Genomic DNA, 16405 nt, shown 5'->3' on the forward strand with positions numbered 1-16405 from the left:
ATGGTCAGAGTTCAAATTACCCCTTATCTTGTTAAAATTACAGAAAAAGTTATCCCCAAGAAGCTCTTAAAAAAATATGACTTGCTTTTGTATTCTGCGGGAATAGCTTTTAGAGCAAGTGAATATCTGTTGATGTCGTTCCTTATATCTATAATTATCGGGACAGTATTGTCAATGCTTAACTCCATTTATGGGGTTGTAGCTTTTATTGTAACGCTGATTAGCACAATTTGGGTATATCCCTATTGGAGAATCGTCAAAAGGATTGAGGACATGGAGCAGATGCTTCCTGATGCTTTCTTCTATTTAGCAAGTTCTCTTAGAGCTGGCATCTCATTCTCAGAAGCATTGGAAGAGCTCACTACAGCAAAGTTCGGAGCATTAACTGAAGAGTTTAGAAAAACAGTTGCAGAAATCAAAAAAGGCAGACCAACTGTGGAAGCATTAAAAGCGTTTGCCCTAAGGAACAAAAAATCTCCAGTGATATACAGGTCAATGATGATTATAATTGAAGCACTCGAAAGGGGTGCACCAATGGCTGATGTTCTCGTTTCAGTTGGTAATGACGTTCGTGAAATTTTAAGAATCAAAAAGGAGAGAAAAGCTTCAACTGGAATGCAGACAATGTTCTTCATAATCGCGAGTGGCTTCGTGGGTCCATTGATTCTTGGAGTTGTGTCCCAGGTGATTGCTGGATTGAGCGGTGTTGGGGGCTCAGTAATCCTGCCAATCTCATCTATAAAAAACATACTTTTGATATTTGTTGCTTTGCAAGCAATAATCTCGGGGATAGGAATTGGAGTAATAAGGGAAGGAAAGTTTTTGGGAGGCTTAAAATACAGTGCAGTGCTGGCAGTTGTGGGAGTTATAGTGTTTAACCTTGCTGGCTCTATAAATCTGGGTATTTAGGCTTCCTGTTTTTCTTCCGCTTTTTGGATGTCGATTATTTCAACTTCAAAGATCAAGGTTTTTCCAGCAAGCGGATGGTTGAAGTCTAATGTAACATTTTCTTCTCCTACCTCTGCGATTCTTGCTATCCCGCTGTCTGTCATGACATACATGTCCTTAACCGGCTCTATCCCCGCGTTTTCGAAATCTGAGCGGGGAACATTAATGATGAGTTCCTCCTTGGGCATTCCGTATCCAAGCTCTGGGGGTATTGTTATGGTTTTCTTTTCCCCAACTTCCATTCCAATTAATGCTTCATCCAGCCCGGGGATCAGTTCGCCAACTCCAACATTGGCACCTATTGGTTGATATTTGCGATCTTCAACATAAATGCCAGCTTCTTTAGCGATGTCTTCATAACTCGTATCAAAAACTTCCCCATCTTCAAATCTTCCAACGTAGTTGAAAACTACAAAGTCTCCTTTTTCAACTTTCATTTTTTTCACCAAACTTTCTTGATAATCCCCATAGTGATAACACCTTTATAACGTTTTTGGTTAATATTATACAAGTTTGGGAAAAGTATATATACAATGCTGATGACTGATATTTGGAGGTTGTATGTTATGGGATACTTTGCTGAAATGCTTAAAAGAGAGTTTGAAGAGCTTAATGTTGAGGAAGTCTACACAACCAAGCTTGGGAACAGGGACATAGAGATTCTGGAAGTCAGTGTTTATGGAACCAAGTTTCTTGCAATGTTTCAGAGTGAGGAAAAGAAGCACGGGCTTTATCTTTGGTCGTTGATAATAACAAGTGCAAACAACACAAGGACGATTCAGGGCATGGATAAACTTGATACTTTAAAGATGAGGATTAAAGAGAATGTGAGGGCAATAATGGAAGGCATGGAAAAGAGTTAATCCTCCGGAAGCAAATAGTAGAGATAATGTGGCCTATTTGTGAACTCATCTATAAAGACCACAACACCGTTCTTTGGCGGCTTTAGGTAGTGAACTTCACCCTTTTTTGTTGTTACAGCGGCAAATGCATCACTTTTTCTTACCCTATTACCAACGCCTGCGATTAAAGTTGATACATAACCTTCAACAGGCAGGATCATTAGCTCATCGCCTTTGTACAGTCTAATCTCTGTTCTCCTATCCGGCAAAACAACTATAGCATCGCAGAGCATTTTGTGCTCATATTTATCAACATAAAAGTGAAATCTATCATAAACTTCTTTTTTCAAAATTTTTGCTCTTTCTATGTCTATGAACTCTGGAATCTTCTCTCCCTTTTTGAGTCTCACTTCAACGTTTCCCTGAATGATTATGCAGTTAACTTTAGCTCTTCCCTCTTTATCAAAGCACTCTTCATACGAGGACTCCACATATAATTGAGGTATCCTTTCCATACATTAATCACCTAACTTTTTCAACAATGTAAAACTTTTTAAGTTTATCCATCATAACTATTGTTTGGTCAAAATGAAAAGAAAAGGCCTAGCATTGTTTTCAGTGCTGTTTCTCTTGATGGCACTTATAATGAGCGGTCAGGCCAAAATAGAGGAGATTCCAAAAGGTTCACAAAATTATTATTGGGTTGGTCTGTTTTTTGGGATCATTGTGATAGCCGCGGGCTTTATTATTATCCAAATACTTCTGAGCTGGCAGGATCTGCCTACAAAAAGGAGAAATGAGGGAATTAATCAGCAAATAATAGTTGCAATTTTTGCTGGAACGTTGATGCTCTCTCTACCTCTGCTTTATATGGCATATAAAGCTCAGCTCTCTCCGATGGTGGCAAATAATACTACAACACAAGGGGTGTATGTTGTTAACGGAAGCTATCATGTAACGTATTACGAAAAATACTTTAGAAATCCTGTTTTTCAAGAATCCTCCAATGTGGGAGTTATACTTTATGGTGTGTTTGGAGTGGTTTCTGCCACTTTGGTTTATCTTTCAATGGTATTTTATAAAGACTTAAGTGCCAAGAGAAAAATAAAGAAGCTTAAAAAGGAAGTTCAGGAGTTTGACAAAAGGCTTAAAGAAGAGGGAATTTCATTCATCGGAGATCCCAAAGATATTGTTGTTAAGCTGTACAAAAATGCTGTCATATGGCTTGAAATTTTGGGAATTCCCTACAGAGAAAGCTGGACCCACTGGGAACATGCGAAGAGAGTAAGATACAAACACGACGCTTATGTTGAGCTTGCACGACTTTTTGAAAAAGCCAAATATGCTCCAGAAAAAGTAACGATGGAAGATGCCAAAAGGGCTTATGAACTTTACCTAATAATTAAAGGTGAGGGGCATGAGAGTTAGCAAAGCTTTATTCCTTGCAGTTCCCTTTGCCTTAATGGCGTTTCTCTCTGGTTCTTATTTGGTGAGATGGCTTGGTGTTATAATTGCTGGTGTTATTCTGATTGTAGTTCTTTTTGGCTTTGAAATTCAAAGTGAATATATCCCACGAAGAAAGCGAAACTTGATTTCTGGCAAAAGTGACCTTGAAAGATTGACTTCTGTTGTTAAAAGAGCAAAAAAAGGGAAGATGGCAAGAGAAATTATTGCTGAGGAGATCAGAGAAATTTATGCTCTCCTCTCTGATGAATACACCCGTTTTGACCTTAAGTCAAATCCTAATGAGGCATTAAGACTTCTCCACTCTGAAGGCGACTTTTATGAAAATTTGAAAAAAGCCTTGGAAATCGTGGAGGCTGATTTGAATGAAGATAGAAGAAGTGCATGAGAAAGGGAAACTTATATTAAATGAAGTTGGAAAAGCAATAGTTGGCAAAGAGGAAGTTCTTAAGCTCATATTGACGACAATCCTTGCAGATGGGCACATTTTGATTGAAGATTTGCCGGGATTGGCAAAGACACTTATGGCAAAGAGCTTTGCAACAGCCTTGGGGGTTAAGTTCAGAAGAGTTCAGTTTACACCCGATTTATTGCCCTCGGACATTTTGGGTGTAAGCGTCTTCAACCAGAAAACACTGGAGTTTGAATTCCGAAAAGGCCCAATCTTCACAAACATATTATTGGCCGATGAGATTAACAGAGCTCCGCCAAAGACTCAATCTGCACTATTGGAGGCAATGCAGGAGAGACAGGTGACGATTGAGGGTAAGACATATTATTTGGACAGGCCATTTGTTGTTATTGCAACTCAGAACCCAATAGAGCAGGAGGGGACATATCCACTGCCAGAAGCTCAGCTTGACCGTTTTCTTGTCAGACTTAGAGTTGGTTATCCAACAAAGCAGGAAGAAATTGAGATACTTAGGAGAAGAATTGAGAGGAAAAAGGAGGAAGTTGACATTAATCCAATAGTGACTCCAGAAGAAGTTGTTGAGATGCAGAAAGCTGTTGAAGATGTTTATGTCAGCGACGCAGTATTGGAGTATATAACAGACATCGTAAAAGCCACAAGGGAAAACAAGAGGGAAATTGATATCGGTGCTTCCCCGAGAGGGAGCTTGGCTTTACTTAAGCTCTCGAGAGCTTACGCTGCTTTGGAGGGAAGGGACTACGTGATTCCAGACGATGTTAAGAAGGTTGCGGTGCCTGCTCTAAGCCATCGTTTGATACTGAAGAGAGAGCTCTGGTATACAAGGGTTAGTCAGGAGAGTGTTATGCAGAGAATTCTGGAGAAAATTCCAGTTCCGAAGTTTGAGTAAAGGGGATCCTTATGGAAAGAAAATTCCAGCCTACAGGAAAGGCAGAGCAGCTGTTGCTTGCCTTATGGCTTTCAGTGATGGTAGCTTTTTTCATGCTGCGCTGGGATATGATATACCTTACGCTACCTATGTTGTGGCTCTTTTTTGTTGCAATGACTTTTTTCAAACCAAGGCTTGACGTTGAAATCAAAAGAATTTTGCCTCATGACAGAATTCTTGAAGGGAGTGAAATAGAGATAAGGCTGAAGATTAAGGCAAATGAGAGGATCCCAAGCTTAAAAATAGCTGATGACCTGCCGAAGGGTCTTGAGCTCGTTGAAGGCAAAAACGAGTTTTTGCTCTCCTTTACAAGGGGTGAGGAAAAAGAGGTATCTTATAAAGTCAAAGTCAAACGCGGCATTCATGAGTTTAATTTCATTAAGCTCAGCTATCAAGACCCCTTTGGCTTTTTCAAGATAGAAAAAATAATAGATTTGTACGATGAGCTTATAGGTGTTCCGATAGTTGAAGATGTTGTAACGCCGTACTCAACTAAAGGAACAAAGGTTACAGTTGGGCCTCTGCCTTCTCCAAGAATCGGAGAAGGTGTTGAGTTTCACGCGATTAGAGAATACCAGCCCGGTGATCCGTTAAAGATAATCAACTGGAAAGCAACCGCAAAGACTGGAAAAATAATGAGCAATGAGTATGAAAGCGAGAGAAAAGTTGATGTAATTTTAATCGTCGATGCAACATATAAGGGGGAGAGCACCTTTGATCATCTGATAAGAGCCGCTGCTTCATTCATGCTTGACTGCCTCAACAGTGGAACAAGCTTTGGGCTTTTACTGGCTGAGGACGTTCCATTGTGGATTAGAGTAGATTATGGAAAGAGGCACTTCTTCAAGTGCATTGACTTTTTGAGCATGGCAAAGCCAGATAAGAACAACATGATAGCGTACCAAGTTGAGCATCTGGTTAGGAGCAGATTCCCAGCGAGAGCACAGATCCTATACTTTTCTCCACTCATAACCGAGGAAGGTAGGGAAGCTTTAAAGGTGCTATACCGCTACGGCTACAAAGTGGTTGTCATTAGCCCAGATCCATACTCAGCACTTAAGCCTAAGAGTGTGGAAGAGGCTTTAGCCTTAAAGATCCTCCAGCTTAAGAGAAAAGCCCATTTAAGGAAGCTTGCTGCATATGGTATAATAATAGACTGGGACGTTAATAAATCCCTTAAAACAGCGATAGCGGAGGTAGTTAAAATATGAAAAAGCCGAGGATAAAATTTTCGCCGATACCTTTAATCATTTTGGCATTTCTCTTGCTCAGCTACCCGAAGATTTTGCCCATTTTGATCTTGGCTTTACCGGCATTTTTGTCTTACTTCCTTGGAGTGTTCTTTTTGGTGGTTTTCATAATTTTTCTCCTTTACTACAAAATTGGGGGAATGTTTGGTGTTCTTTTAGTTGCTTTAGCTCTGCTCTTTGTGGAATCTGCATATTTGGATAGAGAAAAAGCGCCAAGAGAGCATTATTTAATTTTGACGGTTTCAGTCCTCTTAGCCCTGCCGACTTATTTGTTCATCAGGACTTTAGCAGTTGCAATGCCCCGCTTGGAGGTTACGGCAGTTGCGATGCTTATACTTCTTGTCCTGTATGCCTTTTCGAAAGTTGTTACTGACTAAATGCTCCAGCTTCCTTTTTTCTTCAGGACTTCCCTTGCTCTAAAGAGCCCCTGAGCAACGCATTCTTTCAATGACTTTCCCTTTGCATAATACGCTAAAAATCCACCAGCAAAGGCATCGCCTGCCCCCGTCGGATCAACAATCTCGTTTATGGGCAATGCCTTAAACTCTGCAAACTTCTCTCCATCATAGACGAGGACGCCTCTTTCTCCTTTCGTTATCACAATGATTTTAGCCCCCCATTCATGGAGAACTTTCGCTGCTTCTTTGATGTCCTCGGTTTTTGTTATCATTCTTGCTTCTCTTTCGTTTGGAAAAATTATCTCTGTATTTTTTACTATATTTTTCAAAAGCTCGGTTTTTGCTTTATAGTCCTCTATATATGTTGGATTAAAATCGAGGCTTATTCTTTTGCCCTTTAGACGTTTAACTAATTTTAGCTGCTCTTCGGGTGGGATTGGTGCTATGTGGAAAACCTTGGCACTCATGTATTCCCTTGGAATTTCAATTTCACCCATCCTTTGAGCAACGCCCATATCAACGGGAGCGTCAACGGTTCCATCTTCATGATATATCATATAGATGTGAATTGTTCTCCCTTCGAGAATGTAAACTCCTCTAATATCCAAGATTTCGCTCAGCTTTTTTAACCACTCTTCTGGAAAATCTCTGCCAACCTTAGTAACCAACCCAACTTTTGCACCGCTTAGGGCTGCTGAGGTTGCAACGGCAGCGGCAGCTCCTCCCGGCTGCAGAATCTCTTCTCTTCTGGGAAACTTGATATGGTCTATTGAGACATGGCCAATGACAACCAGATCTAACTCCATATCGCCCTCCCATAGCTTGACAGATTGCTTTATTTATCTTTTGGCTGTTGAGTAACCCTTTTCTACTCCCCTTATTTCGTTCAGATGATCATCGAAAAGATTTAAAAAGGTCAAAAGAATCTTAAAACTAAAACTTAGTGGGTGATTAAAATGAAAGAAGTCTTCCAAAACGAGGTTATAAAACAAATTTTGCTGAAATACAGAACAATATGGGCAATTGGACACGCTCAAAGTGTTCTCGGCTGGGATATGGAGGTAAACATGCCAAAGGAGGGCATAACTGAAAGGAGCGTTGCTCAAGGGGAACTTTCAGTGTTAAATCAGAAGCTAATCTTGGATGAAAAATTTGTTGAACTCGTTGAAAAAGCAGAAGGAGAAGAGCTTAACGATTATGAAAGGGGTGTTGTGAGGGTTCTCAAGCGCTCGATTAAGATAGCAAAGGCATTCCCTCCAGAATTTGTCAGAGAGATGAGTGAGGTTAGGAGCAAGGCAACGATGGTATGGGAAGAGGCAAAGCAAAAGAACGATTTCAAACTCTTTGAGCCTTATCTTGACAAAATCATAGAACTTTCAAGGAAAGCCGCTGACTATCTCGGCTATGATGAGTATCCATACGACGCTTTACTCGACCTGTACGAAGAAGGATTGAAGACCAGGGACTTAGACCCAATATTTGAGAAACTTGAAAAAGAACTCAAACCAATTCTCGATAAAATTCTTGAGGAATGGAAATTCCCAAAAGAGCATCCGCTTGAAAAAGAGAAGTACGATATTGAAGCAATGAAAAAGGTAAATCTCGAGGTACTCAAGCTTTTTGGTTATCCCATAGGAACAAGAGGCCGCTTAGATGTTTCGCCTCATCCGTTCACCACAGAATTTGGAATAAAAGATGTCAGAATAACAACGAGATATGAGGGTTTTGACTTTAAGAGAACTCTGCTGGCGGTAGTCCATGAATTTGGACATGCTCTCTATGAACTTCAGCAAGATGAAAGGTTCATGTTCTCCCCAATAGCAGGTGGGGTTTCTCTGGGCATTCACGAGAGCCAGAGTAGATTCTGGGAGAACATCATCGGTCGCTCAAGAGAATTTGCAGAATTAGTTTACCCAATCCTCCGGGATAATCTTCCGTTTATCTCAAACTACACTCCAGAAGACATCTATTATTACTTCAACACTGTTAGACCAGATTTCATTAGAGTTGAGGCTGATGAAGTAACTTACAACATGCACATCCTATTGAGGTACAAGCTTGAAAAGCTCATGATAAACGAAGGATTAAGGGCAAGTGAAGTTGCAGAGCTTTGGAACGAGGAGATGGAGCGCTTGTTGGGAATCAGGCCAAAAACTTACAGTGAAGGGGTTCTTCAGGATATACACTGGGCTCATGCAACAATTGGCTACTTCCCAACATACACATTGGGCACCCTTCTATCAGCCCAGATCAGGACATACATCACTAAGGACATTCCGGACTTCTATGAGAAAGTTCAGAGAGGGGAATTCGAGCCAATAAAAGAATGGCTGAGGGAAAAAGTACACAAATATGGATCAGTATATCCACCAAAAGAATTATTGGAGAGGAGCTTTGGAGAGGGCGTAAATCCAGAATACTTCATTGAGTATTTGAAGGAGAAGTATCTCGGATAGGTTCTATTTCAATAGCCACAACCCCCCATTTTTTCTCTTCTTCTTCGCTGTAAAACTGTCTGTAAATTTTAACTCCTTCTTCTATGCTTTTAATCCCAGGTAAAACGTTCTCCAAGCCTTCTTTTTCGAGCATCTCTTTAAAGGAAGGGTAAACCCTAATGTCCTTAACTTTGACTTTAAGCTTTCCCTCGAAGATTATAATGTCCCCTGGCTTAATTTGTCTGCGCTTTTCATCATACAACCGACCCTCTATTTTTTTCTTTCCTTCGGCTATCAGCTTGAGGTACTCTTCTTGAAGACCCATTTCCCACTTCATGAAATCACCTCAAAGCTTGGAAATCCTCATTTTGTCTTCATGAACGCTTACAACTTTTCCATAGAACTCTACATCACTTTCAAAAACTTTCTTGAGCCTACTGTAGATGTACTTAATATTTTTGGGAGGTAATATTTTTGGGAGGAAACCGGACTGACCTCCCCCCTGCCGCGAGGGGTGAAAGTTCAGCTTTAACTCCTCGCCATTGGCAGGGAGGTTTGAGGGGTCTCATTCCAACCCAATTCAAAGCGGGCCTTCGACCCCCCTGGCCGGGTCTTCGGCCAGTTACCCCTCTCTTGGGCAAGCAAACCACCCAAGTTCGGGGTTATGGTTTTCACCTTGCGCAAAATGTTAAACGCTCCAACCAAGTCTGCATTGAAAACAAGCCCCTCTGTGGGACACTTAAACAACCCACGAACGAAGCGAGCCCCTTCGTGGGGCTTCCCACAGAGGGGGCAAAGCTGAGAAGTGAAAGCCTCATTCACCAAAATGACTCGAATACCATACTCTTCAGAGACTTCGGTTAAGCGTTTAATAACAGTATTGAACCGCCAAATATGAGAGAGAATGAAATTCTGCTTTTTACCTCTTTCAGAATTCCTTGCAATTTCCTTTGGGTAACCGACCACGATTTTACTGACGCCCAAATCGTAGAGTTTTTTAACCGTTTGCCTCACGGCAGTATTAATGTAATGCTTCGCTTGAAGTTTGGCCTTCTCATGCATTCTCTTAAGCTTCCTGCTCTTCTTTGCTCCAGACTTGTTGAGTTTTGATTGATACTCAGCAATTCTCTTCCTCCAGTAAAAGTCGATACTCTTTAACGGTCTTCCATTCATGAGGAAGCTTTCACCGTTTTCAGCGTAAACGGCCATTAAGTTGTTCACGCCCAAGTCAATTCCTGCCGAAAGGTTGCCCAATGGTTCCCTTGGGACTTTAACCCATTCTTTACCCTCAAGTTTTTCCTCGACCGTGAGGCTTAGATGAGCGTACCACTTCCGCTTTACCCAATCATAAGTGATTTCCAACCGCCCTTGCTTGCCCTTCAAGTGTATTCTGCCCTTGAACTGGATTTCAAGGCGTTTGAATTTACCAAGGCCTTTGAGGATTAACCTGTTCCCCTCAATCCGATACTGGTCGTTTCTGAGGACGATTAAGGGCTTTCTCCTCCCGTCTTCTTTCAGGTAGTTTGGAGGTTTCGGTTTTAGCCAAGAGGGAAGTTCTCCGTTCCGCTTCTTCCGAAGGAGGGAGAAGAAACTTCTCCAGCTTTCAGCATTCTTCCTGCAGATTTGTTGGACGGTTGCAGAACCGATTTTCTTCTTAAACTCTTCATAAACGGTTTTTTCTGTGCCATTAAAGTCCACGATTTTGCCCTCGAAGAATTGCTGTCTTCTCAGATAGTTCACCCTGTTCCATGCTTTGGCTCCGAGGTCTGCTAACTCAGAAAGGATTTTTGTCTGCTCTTTGCTCGGCTGGAGTTTGACTATTACTGTTCGCTTCATCTCAAATTATAGTATGATTTTTAGGCTTTAAAAAAGTGTTGCTTTCCCGCTCAACTGTTGGTTTTAGAATTTCTGCATCCCCGCCCTAAAAGACGAGGCTTTCAAAAGAAAAATGTAACAAGAACTCGGTCTTCATTTTGTGATATTTCTGCTACTTTTTCATCGCTAATTCCAGGATTTAGCTCAGTTATTGATATTATATCAAATCCTTCCTCTCGCAGTTTTTTCACGACTTTCAATGGAATGTTCTCATCAGCTAGAAATTTCAATGTATTCCTCCTCCTTGAGTATCATAGATGCATATCTGATAGCCTCATATATGTCCTCTTTTTTTAACTGGGGATAATTTTCTAAAATCTCTTCAATACTCCATCCATTGGCCAGTAGCTCTAATATGAAATACACCGGTATCCGTGTTCCTTTAATAACAGCTTTCCCCCCATTTTTTTGGGATTAATTTCGATTCGTGTAAACATTTCATTCACCTCTCAGAGCAAATATCTAATTATCATAGGTGTAACTTTCAATGCTCTAGCTAAAAGCTTTGGATGTTTTATAAGGGCTTTTATTGTCTTTGCGTGTTCGTCAAAATCTGCTGTGCTTTCAATAACCTCTATTGCTTCCCTGCTTGATAAGACCTCGAAGAGCTTTTCAATCTGTTCTTGGTTGAGGTTCTTGAAAAGCCTCCTCGCTTTCAATCCAAAGGAAATCTCACGTTTTATATTCTTACAAAGCCTTTCATAGTCCTCGGGTTTTCCGTTAATAAGAGAATAAGCGAGAGCATATGCACAGTACATTCCGTATGCAATTCCTCCGGCGGTTAAAGGCTTAATCTGCAAAGCTGCATCTCCCACCAATGCAACGTTTCCTTTAACCCACGGCTTTCTAACGCCCAATGCAACACTTCCAGCTTTAAACTCAACAATATTGGTCTCTTTTAGCATTCTGGCTCTGATGAAATTAAAGAGAGCGTCAAGCCTTCCAAAGGTTCCAACTCTTGCCAAGCTTTCATTTATTGGAGCAACCCAGAAGAAAAAGTCTTCATTGAGTTCTTTATTCACCCAAAGCTCAACGAAGTCTGGTTTTTCAAACTCTCCAACGATCTCAACTTCATAACCACTTAAGAATTCTGCTTTGGTTTTTGCACCAATCTCTTGAGCCACTTTGCTGTTCACACCATCAGCTCCGATATAAAAGTCAGCGTTTATCTCAAACCTGTCATTAAACCTCTGAAGAACAGCTTTTCCATTTCTGAAGCCCAGAAATCTTGTATTCATATAGTATTCGGCTCCCCTTTTCACCGCCCTTTCTGCTAAGCTTTTTTCAAGAATCTTCCTGTCAACCATGTACGCTTGGGGTTCTTTTCTCTCAATCTCAAAGCTCTGTATCTTTGAGTAGAAAACTGCTCCTCTCAGTTTGTTGATTATAGCATCTTTTGGAAGTTTCAACTCCTCATAACTCTTTGCTCCAATAATTCCGGTACATGCCTTTCCACCAAAAGAGCTCTTTGCCTCAATCACGGCTATTCTGTAGTGTCTCGCAAGCAAAGTTGCTAAATAACTACCAACCACACTACCACCAATAATTACAATATCATACTTCATCTCTCCCCCTCAACTTAGATGAGCTTTTAAATCCTATAAAGTTTAGCTTTAATGGTGATAGCAATGAAAGTTTTGGTTACGGGTTTTGAACCATTTGGAGGAGAAAATGTAAACCCTTCTTGGGAAGCTGTTAAAATGCTTCCAGATGCTATAAGGGATGCTGAAATTGTCAAGTATCAGCTCCCGGTCAGCTTCAAAAAAGTTAAGGAGCTTTTGCCAGATATCATCTCAAAGGAGAAGCCAGGGGTGATAATCCTAACAGGCCAAGCTGGGGGAAGAGTAAACGTAACAGTTGAAAGAGTTGCGATAAATGTTATGGATTCAAAGAAAGAGGACAACGATGGATATAAACCGGAAGATGAGCCAATCTTTGAAGATGCTCCCGCAGCTTACTTTTCAACTCTGCCTATAAAACGAATCGTAAAGGCTTTGAGGGAAAATAAGATACCAGCAGTGGTTTCGAATACCGCTGGAACTTATGTGTGCAACACTGCAATGTTTACGGCTCTCCACTATGTTGCTACAAATGAATTAAAGGCCAAAGCTGGATTTATTCATGTTCCCTACATCCCGGAGCAAGTGTTGGAGAAAAATGCTCCATCAATGCCGTTAGAAATGATAAAAAGAGCAATAGAAATCGCCATTAGAGAAAGTCTTGACTAATCTTTCTTTTCACTTTTAGGCAATATTTTTAAAATGTATTTCTTACTATCATTCAAGGCGAGAGCATAAAACCTTGTGAGAAGGTGATGCCTATTCTCATACTTGGAGTTGATATAATCAGTGAAAATCCAAAGAGGTTTGCTGTGGTTAGTTGGTTCAATGGAAGACTTGAGAAAAAGGGGGAGTTCACATTTTATAGGTTAGTTCGTTTTATCCGGGCAAAAAGGCCGGATATAATTGCAATGGACAACATCCATGAGCTTGGTGATGAATTAAAGAAGTTTCTAAGAGCTTTACCCCAGGGAACTAAGCTCGTTCAGGTCACTGGAAGGCCCGGAGAACAACGATCTCTCTGGAGTTTGGCAAGGGAGAATGGAATTAGAGTTGGTGATAAGTTCGACCCTTATGAGGAAGCCAAGGTTTGTGCCCTACTGGCATCTAAGGGGGTTGGCTATGAGGTTTTGGCATTTGAAGATGAGGTTATAATAAAGGTCTCCAGAGGTAGGAGTCAGGGAAAGGGCGGCTGGAGTCAAGACAGATATAGGAGAAGAGTTCATAACCTTATTCAAAATAAAGTCAGAGAAATCGAAGAAGCACTAAGGAAGGCAGACATTCCTTTTGATTTGGAAGTTGAAGAAAAAGACTACGGGTTAGCGAGAGGAGAGTTTAAGGTCTATGCTTCAAGAGAGGAATTAGCGGGACTTATAAAGCCAATGCACGGTGGAGATGTTGAAATTAAAATAAACCCCGTGGAAAGAAAGAGCTTGGAGTTTGTGCCCCTGAAGAGCGAAAAAGCCATTCAAGTGAGAAAAAGTGTTATAGTTGGTCTCGATCCGGGGATAACTGTGGGTATAGCTGCTTTGGACTTGGATGGGAATATCGTGGCAGTTTACAGCGAGAGAAATATGGCGGTAAGCGATATTGTGAGATTTATCTCCGATATTGGCCATCCAATAATCCTCGCAACCGATGTCAATCCAGCTCCGGGTTTGGTTGAGAAAATCGCCCGTTCATTTAAGGCTATCCTCTATGTTCCGAGGGAGAGCTTGCGTGTAGAGGAAAAGAATGAGCTTTTGAGAAGCTTAGGCATCAGCGTCGATGATGATCATCAAAGAGATGCTTTGGCAGCTGCTTATAAGGCTTATTTAAGGTTGAAGCCAAAGCTTGAGCATGTTGATGCAAAGCTCAGAGAACTCGGATTAATGAAGAAGAGCAATGAGATCAAAGCTTTAGTTATTCAGGGATATAACCTCGGAGAGGCTATAATGAAAGTTAAGCTGAGAGAGAGACCAAAAGAGGAAATCAAAGCCCTCCCCGAAGAAGAAAGCGTTGATGTAACACCTTACATTGAGAAAATCAAGGAGCTTGAAAGGACAATTGAAATGCTTGAGAGGGAAAATCAAGAGCTTAGAGCGATAATTGAAGAGCAGAAGAAAAAGATTGAAAAGCTTGAGGATAAGCTGGCATATTATGATGAAGAAGTTAGGGCTAAAGTAATCAAAAGCAGGGAGATTGAGATCAGGGACAAGAGGATTGCATACCTTGAGAAGGAACTCAGAGAGGCAAAAGCGATAATTGAAAAACTCAGCAGGGACTTAGTTTTGGCAAAGAGAATGCACCTCCTTGAGCTTAAAGGTTCTGCAGTTCCTCTTAAAGTCCTTGAGAACTTAACATGGAAGGAGATAGAAAGGTTAGAGCGTTCTGCACAAATTAAAAAAGACGATATAATCTATGTTGTTAATCCTTCAGGGGCTGGGAAGAGCATAGCGGAACATCTTGTTGAAAAAGGAATCAGAGCTTTGATAAGTGCAAAAACTCTGCCAGATAATGTTTATGGAGTGCTCAGAGAGAACAAAGTCCCGGTGTTTTATGAGGATGAAATTGAGGTTAAGAGAGTTGACGAGTTTGCAATAGTTGATAGGGAAGAGCTTGAAAGAGCAATAGAGCAGAAGTTAGCTCAGTGGGAAGAGGAGGATAGGGAGAAGGAAATTCAGGAGTTCTTGAAATTGGTTGAAGAATACCGTATTGAGAGGATTAAAGAGCTTAAGAGGAAGGCTGAGGAGGAAGGATGATTTGAAAATGGTTTGGTACTTGATCCTAATAATTGGAATTTTTTGCTTTCTGCTGATCCACATTTATGAGCTTAAAAATTCTGAAAAGCTCGGTTACAATTCTCTTATTCTTCAGGACGCCTTTCTAAAAGGGCAACTTGAAAAAGTACTAACAGTTAATGGAACTCTTGCGAAATATCATAACAGTTCTTATGTTATCAACTTTACTTCTGGAAGAATTGTTGTTCTTAAGTTCTCGAAAAATGGACTCAGAAAGGTAGTAGAATTAAAACCCGTTAACCGCGATGTTCAAGGCTATAAGGATTTGCTGTTCTTAACAAATGGAACGACTCTTGAAGTTTACAACCTAAGCAAAAGAAAGAGAATCTTAAGGATAGATGCTGATAAAGTATTGCTGTCAAATATCGTAGCATATCTAAGAATCAAAGGGAGCTCATACAATTTGGACTATAACACCTTAAAACTGGAACCTGTTGAAAACGATGGAATAATCTTTAGAACTGGTCGGGATATCATAAGTATCAGTGGAGGAGTTATTTTTAAAGACGGAAAAGTTGTTTCTGGCTACAGAGGCAACTTCACAAAGTTTTTAGTGCTTCCTAATGCATATATGGTGGTTTCTCAGAATGAGAATTATACCGACATACTCTTGTGGGACACAAGGATGGAGAGGATATCTACAATTTATATGGATAGAATCTTTTGGGACGCAAAGATTTACAACAAGACTCTGTTTATAAGTGCGGTGCATCTTGCCCATAATGGAACCTTTGAGATTGTTGATAGGATTAATTTAGCAATTGTAGATCTTAAGACACTTCAAGGTAGTGTTATAGAAGAGAAGTGTCTTGGATTTGGAGCATATAATAAGAGACTCTGCACTCTCTGCATTAGGAATGATGTGCTGAGGGCAGAAACACTCTCTGGTCGGAAGTGCTCCTTCTGGGACTCCCCCAATCTGCCGATTTTAAGTGTTCTTGCAGCTGGAGGAAATGGATTTATATTCTATGAGCTCAGGTTTGCTTACCCAACGGGCTACGTTGGGGAATACAGAAACGTCTATGTAATTGGTAGGTCACTCAGTTTGTCTGCTGAAGAGTACTATGCCCCAGAGCCTGGAGAAAACTTAAAAATCCCAAAAGTATTTTACAATGATTCACCAATTTTAAAAGTCGCTTCATGGGAGAGCTATTTTGCCACAGTTTATAAAGATGGGAGTGTGGAGGTCTGGAAAGTCACATGACTCCAGTAAGAAGTGATTTCAAAGTTCTCAAGTATTTCCCAGTTTCTTCAGCCCCTTTATCCGTTATTTCAACAGCAGTCCTTGGTCTGTCTGCAAAGACTTTTGTCAGCTTTACATAACCTGCTTTCTCCAATGTTTTTAGATGAGAGTCTAAGTTGCCGGGAGTTACATCTAAAACCTTTTGCAGTTCCTTAAACAGAACCCTTCCCCTTGGCAGGAGGTAGAGCATGATACCTAACCTAATGGGGTTTCCAAGCACATGGTTTTTCACCAGCTGTCTAATTGTATCCAT

The 16405-nt window shown here is 40.8% G+C and carries 20 protein-coding genes; 11 read left to right on the forward strand and 9 right to left on the reverse strand.

All coding sequences use genetic code 11. From position 1 onward, the window contains the following. On the forward strand, positions 1 to 909 hold the full coding sequence (locus tag TERMP_RS09410) for a type II secretion system F family protein (RefSeq protein ID WP_013468172.1): 909 nt from the start codon (positions 1 to 3) through the stop codon (positions 907 to 909). Here the strand turns inward: TERMP_RS09410 and TERMP_RS09415 are convergent. Next, the gene (locus TERMP_RS09415) at positions 906 to 1385 is read right to left on the reverse strand and encodes an FKBP-type peptidyl-prolyl cis-trans isomerase (protein ID WP_013468173.1); all 480 of its coding nucleotides are present in this window, start codon (positions 1383 to 1385) and stop codon (positions 906 to 908) included. The genes TERMP_RS09410 and TERMP_RS09415 overlap by 4 nt on opposite strands. A 96-nt stretch (positions 1386 to 1481) precedes the next feature. On the opposite strand from TERMP_RS09415, the gene TERMP_RS09420 reads away from it, so the two are divergent. Next, on the forward strand, positions 1482 to 1811 hold the full coding sequence (locus tag TERMP_RS09420; protein WP_237702809.1) for a hypothetical protein: 330 nt from the start codon (positions 1482 to 1484) through the stop codon (positions 1809 to 1811). Here TERMP_RS09420 and TERMP_RS09425 read toward each other — a convergent pair. Then, positions 1808 to 2305 carry a DUF2118 domain-containing protein gene (locus tag TERMP_RS09425; protein WP_013468175.1) on the reverse strand — a complete coding sequence of 166 codons (498 nt, stop codon included), beginning with the start codon at positions 2303 to 2305 and terminating at the stop codon, positions 1808 to 1810. The two genes, TERMP_RS09420 and TERMP_RS09425, sit on opposite strands and share 4 nt — an antisense overlap. A gap of 73 nt (positions 2306 to 2378) precedes the next feature. Between TERMP_RS09425 and TERMP_RS09430 the strand changes: the two genes are divergently transcribed. The 5 genes from TERMP_RS09430 to TERMP_RS09450 are packed head-to-tail and all read left to right on the forward strand — an operon-like array spanning position 2379 to position 6239. Next, positions 2379 to 3218: a DUF4129 domain-containing protein gene (locus tag TERMP_RS09430; RefSeq protein ID WP_148221128.1), complete on the forward strand. Its 840-nt coding sequence runs from the start codon at positions 2379 to 2381 to the stop codon at positions 3216 to 3218. Further along, positions 3208 to 3642, forward strand: coding sequence for a hypothetical protein (locus TERMP_RS09435; protein ID WP_013468177.1), 435 nt, complete (start codon positions 3208 to 3210; stop codon positions 3640 to 3642). The genes TERMP_RS09430 and TERMP_RS09435 overlap by 11 nt, the downstream gene beginning before the upstream one ends. Continuing rightward, positions 3620 to 4573: an AAA family ATPase gene (locus tag TERMP_RS09440; RefSeq protein ID WP_013468178.1), complete on the forward strand. Its 954-nt coding sequence runs from the start codon at positions 3620 to 3622 to the stop codon at positions 4571 to 4573. Before TERMP_RS09435 ends, TERMP_RS09440 begins: the two co-directional genes overlap by 23 nt. Positions 4574 to 4584: 11 nt before the next feature. Further along, positions 4585 to 5823: a DUF58 domain-containing protein gene (locus TERMP_RS09445; protein ID WP_013468179.1), complete on the forward strand. Its 1239-nt coding sequence runs from the start codon at positions 4585 to 4587 to the stop codon at positions 5821 to 5823. After that, positions 5820 to 6239, forward strand: a complete 420-nt coding sequence (locus TERMP_RS09450) for a hypothetical protein (RefSeq protein WP_013468180.1) — start codon at positions 5820 to 5822, stop codon at positions 6237 to 6239. The genes TERMP_RS09445 and TERMP_RS09450 overlap by 4 nt, the downstream gene beginning before the upstream one ends. Here the strand turns inward: TERMP_RS09450 and TERMP_RS09455 are convergent. Then, positions 6236 to 7066 carry a carbohydrate kinase family protein gene (locus tag TERMP_RS09455; protein WP_013468181.1) on the reverse strand — a complete coding sequence of 277 codons (831 nt, stop codon included), beginning with the start codon at positions 7064 to 7066 and terminating at the stop codon, positions 6236 to 6238. The genes TERMP_RS09450 and TERMP_RS09455 overlap by 4 nt on opposite strands. Positions 7067 to 7216: 150 nt before the next feature. Between TERMP_RS09455 and TERMP_RS09460 the strand changes: the two genes are divergently transcribed. Next, the gene (locus TERMP_RS09460) at positions 7217 to 8716 is read left to right on the forward strand and encodes a carboxypeptidase M32 (protein WP_013468182.1); all 1500 of its coding nucleotides are present in this window, start codon (positions 7217 to 7219) and stop codon (positions 8714 to 8716) included. On the opposite strand, the gene TERMP_RS09465 is transcribed toward TERMP_RS09460, so the two are convergent. The 5 genes from TERMP_RS09465 to TERMP_RS09475 all read right to left on the reverse strand — a co-directional run bounded on the left by TERMP_RS09465 (position 8682) and on the right by TERMP_RS09475 (position 12135). Further along, positions 8682 to 9032, reverse strand: coding sequence for an ASCH domain-containing protein (locus TERMP_RS09465; RefSeq protein WP_013468183.1), 351 nt, complete (start codon positions 9030 to 9032; stop codon positions 8682 to 8684). The two genes, TERMP_RS09460 and TERMP_RS09465, sit on opposite strands and share 35 nt — an antisense overlap. A 191-nt stretch (positions 9033 to 9223) precedes the next feature. Next, positions 9224 to 10531 (reverse strand): RNA-guided endonuclease InsQ/TnpB family protein, encoded by a 1308-nt coding sequence (locus tag TERMP_RS09470; RefSeq protein ID WP_013468184.1) that lies wholly within the window; start codon positions 10529 to 10531, stop codon positions 9224 to 9226. A 101-nt stretch (positions 10532 to 10632) separates the two neighbouring features. Then, complete coding sequence (locus tag TERMP_RS11550) at positions 10633 to 10800, reverse strand: DUF5615 family PIN-like protein (RefSeq protein WP_013468185.1); 168 nt, start codon at positions 10798 to 10800, stop codon at positions 10633 to 10635. Continuing rightward, entirely contained in the window at positions 10784 to 10936 is a 153-nt protein-coding gene (locus tag TERMP_RS11430; RefSeq protein ID WP_013468186.1) for a DUF433 domain-containing protein, read from the reverse strand. Before TERMP_RS11430 ends, TERMP_RS11550 begins: the two co-directional genes overlap by 17 nt. Positions 10937 to 11019: 83 nt before the next feature. Beyond that, on the reverse strand, positions 11020 to 12135 hold the full coding sequence (locus tag TERMP_RS09475) for a geranylgeranyl reductase family protein (RefSeq protein WP_013468187.1): 1116 nt from the start codon (positions 12133 to 12135) through the stop codon (positions 11020 to 11022). Positions 12136 to 12198: 63 nt separating this feature from the next. On the opposite strand from TERMP_RS09475, the gene pcp reads away from it, so the two are divergent. From pcp to TERMP_RS09490, 3 genes are all read left to right on the forward strand, one after another. Then, positions 12199 to 12798: a pyroglutamyl-peptidase I gene (pcp, locus tag TERMP_RS09480; protein ID WP_013468188.1), complete on the forward strand. Its 600-nt coding sequence runs from the start codon at positions 12199 to 12201 to the stop codon at positions 12796 to 12798. A gap of 86 nt (positions 12799 to 12884) precedes the next feature. After that, the gene (locus TERMP_RS09485; protein ID WP_013468189.1) at positions 12885 to 14870 is read left to right on the forward strand and encodes a DUF460 domain-containing protein; all 1986 of its coding nucleotides are present in this window, start codon (positions 12885 to 12887) and stop codon (positions 14868 to 14870) included. 1 nt (position 14871) lies between these two features. Next, entirely contained in the window at positions 14872 to 16113 is a 1242-nt protein-coding gene (locus TERMP_RS09490) for a hypothetical protein (RefSeq protein ID WP_013468190.1), read from the forward strand. Here TERMP_RS09490 and TERMP_RS09495 read toward each other — a convergent pair. After that, complete coding sequence (locus tag TERMP_RS09495) at positions 16106 to 16405, reverse strand: transcriptional regulator (protein ID WP_013468191.1); 300 nt, start codon at positions 16403 to 16405, stop codon at positions 16106 to 16108. The genes TERMP_RS09490 and TERMP_RS09495 overlap by 8 nt on opposite strands.

It is taken from the genome of Thermococcus barophilus MP, assembly GCF_000151105.2.
In the GTDB taxonomy this organism is placed as follows: domain Archaea; phylum Methanobacteriota_B; class Thermococci; order Thermococcales; family Thermococcaceae; genus Thermococcus_B; species Thermococcus_B barophilus.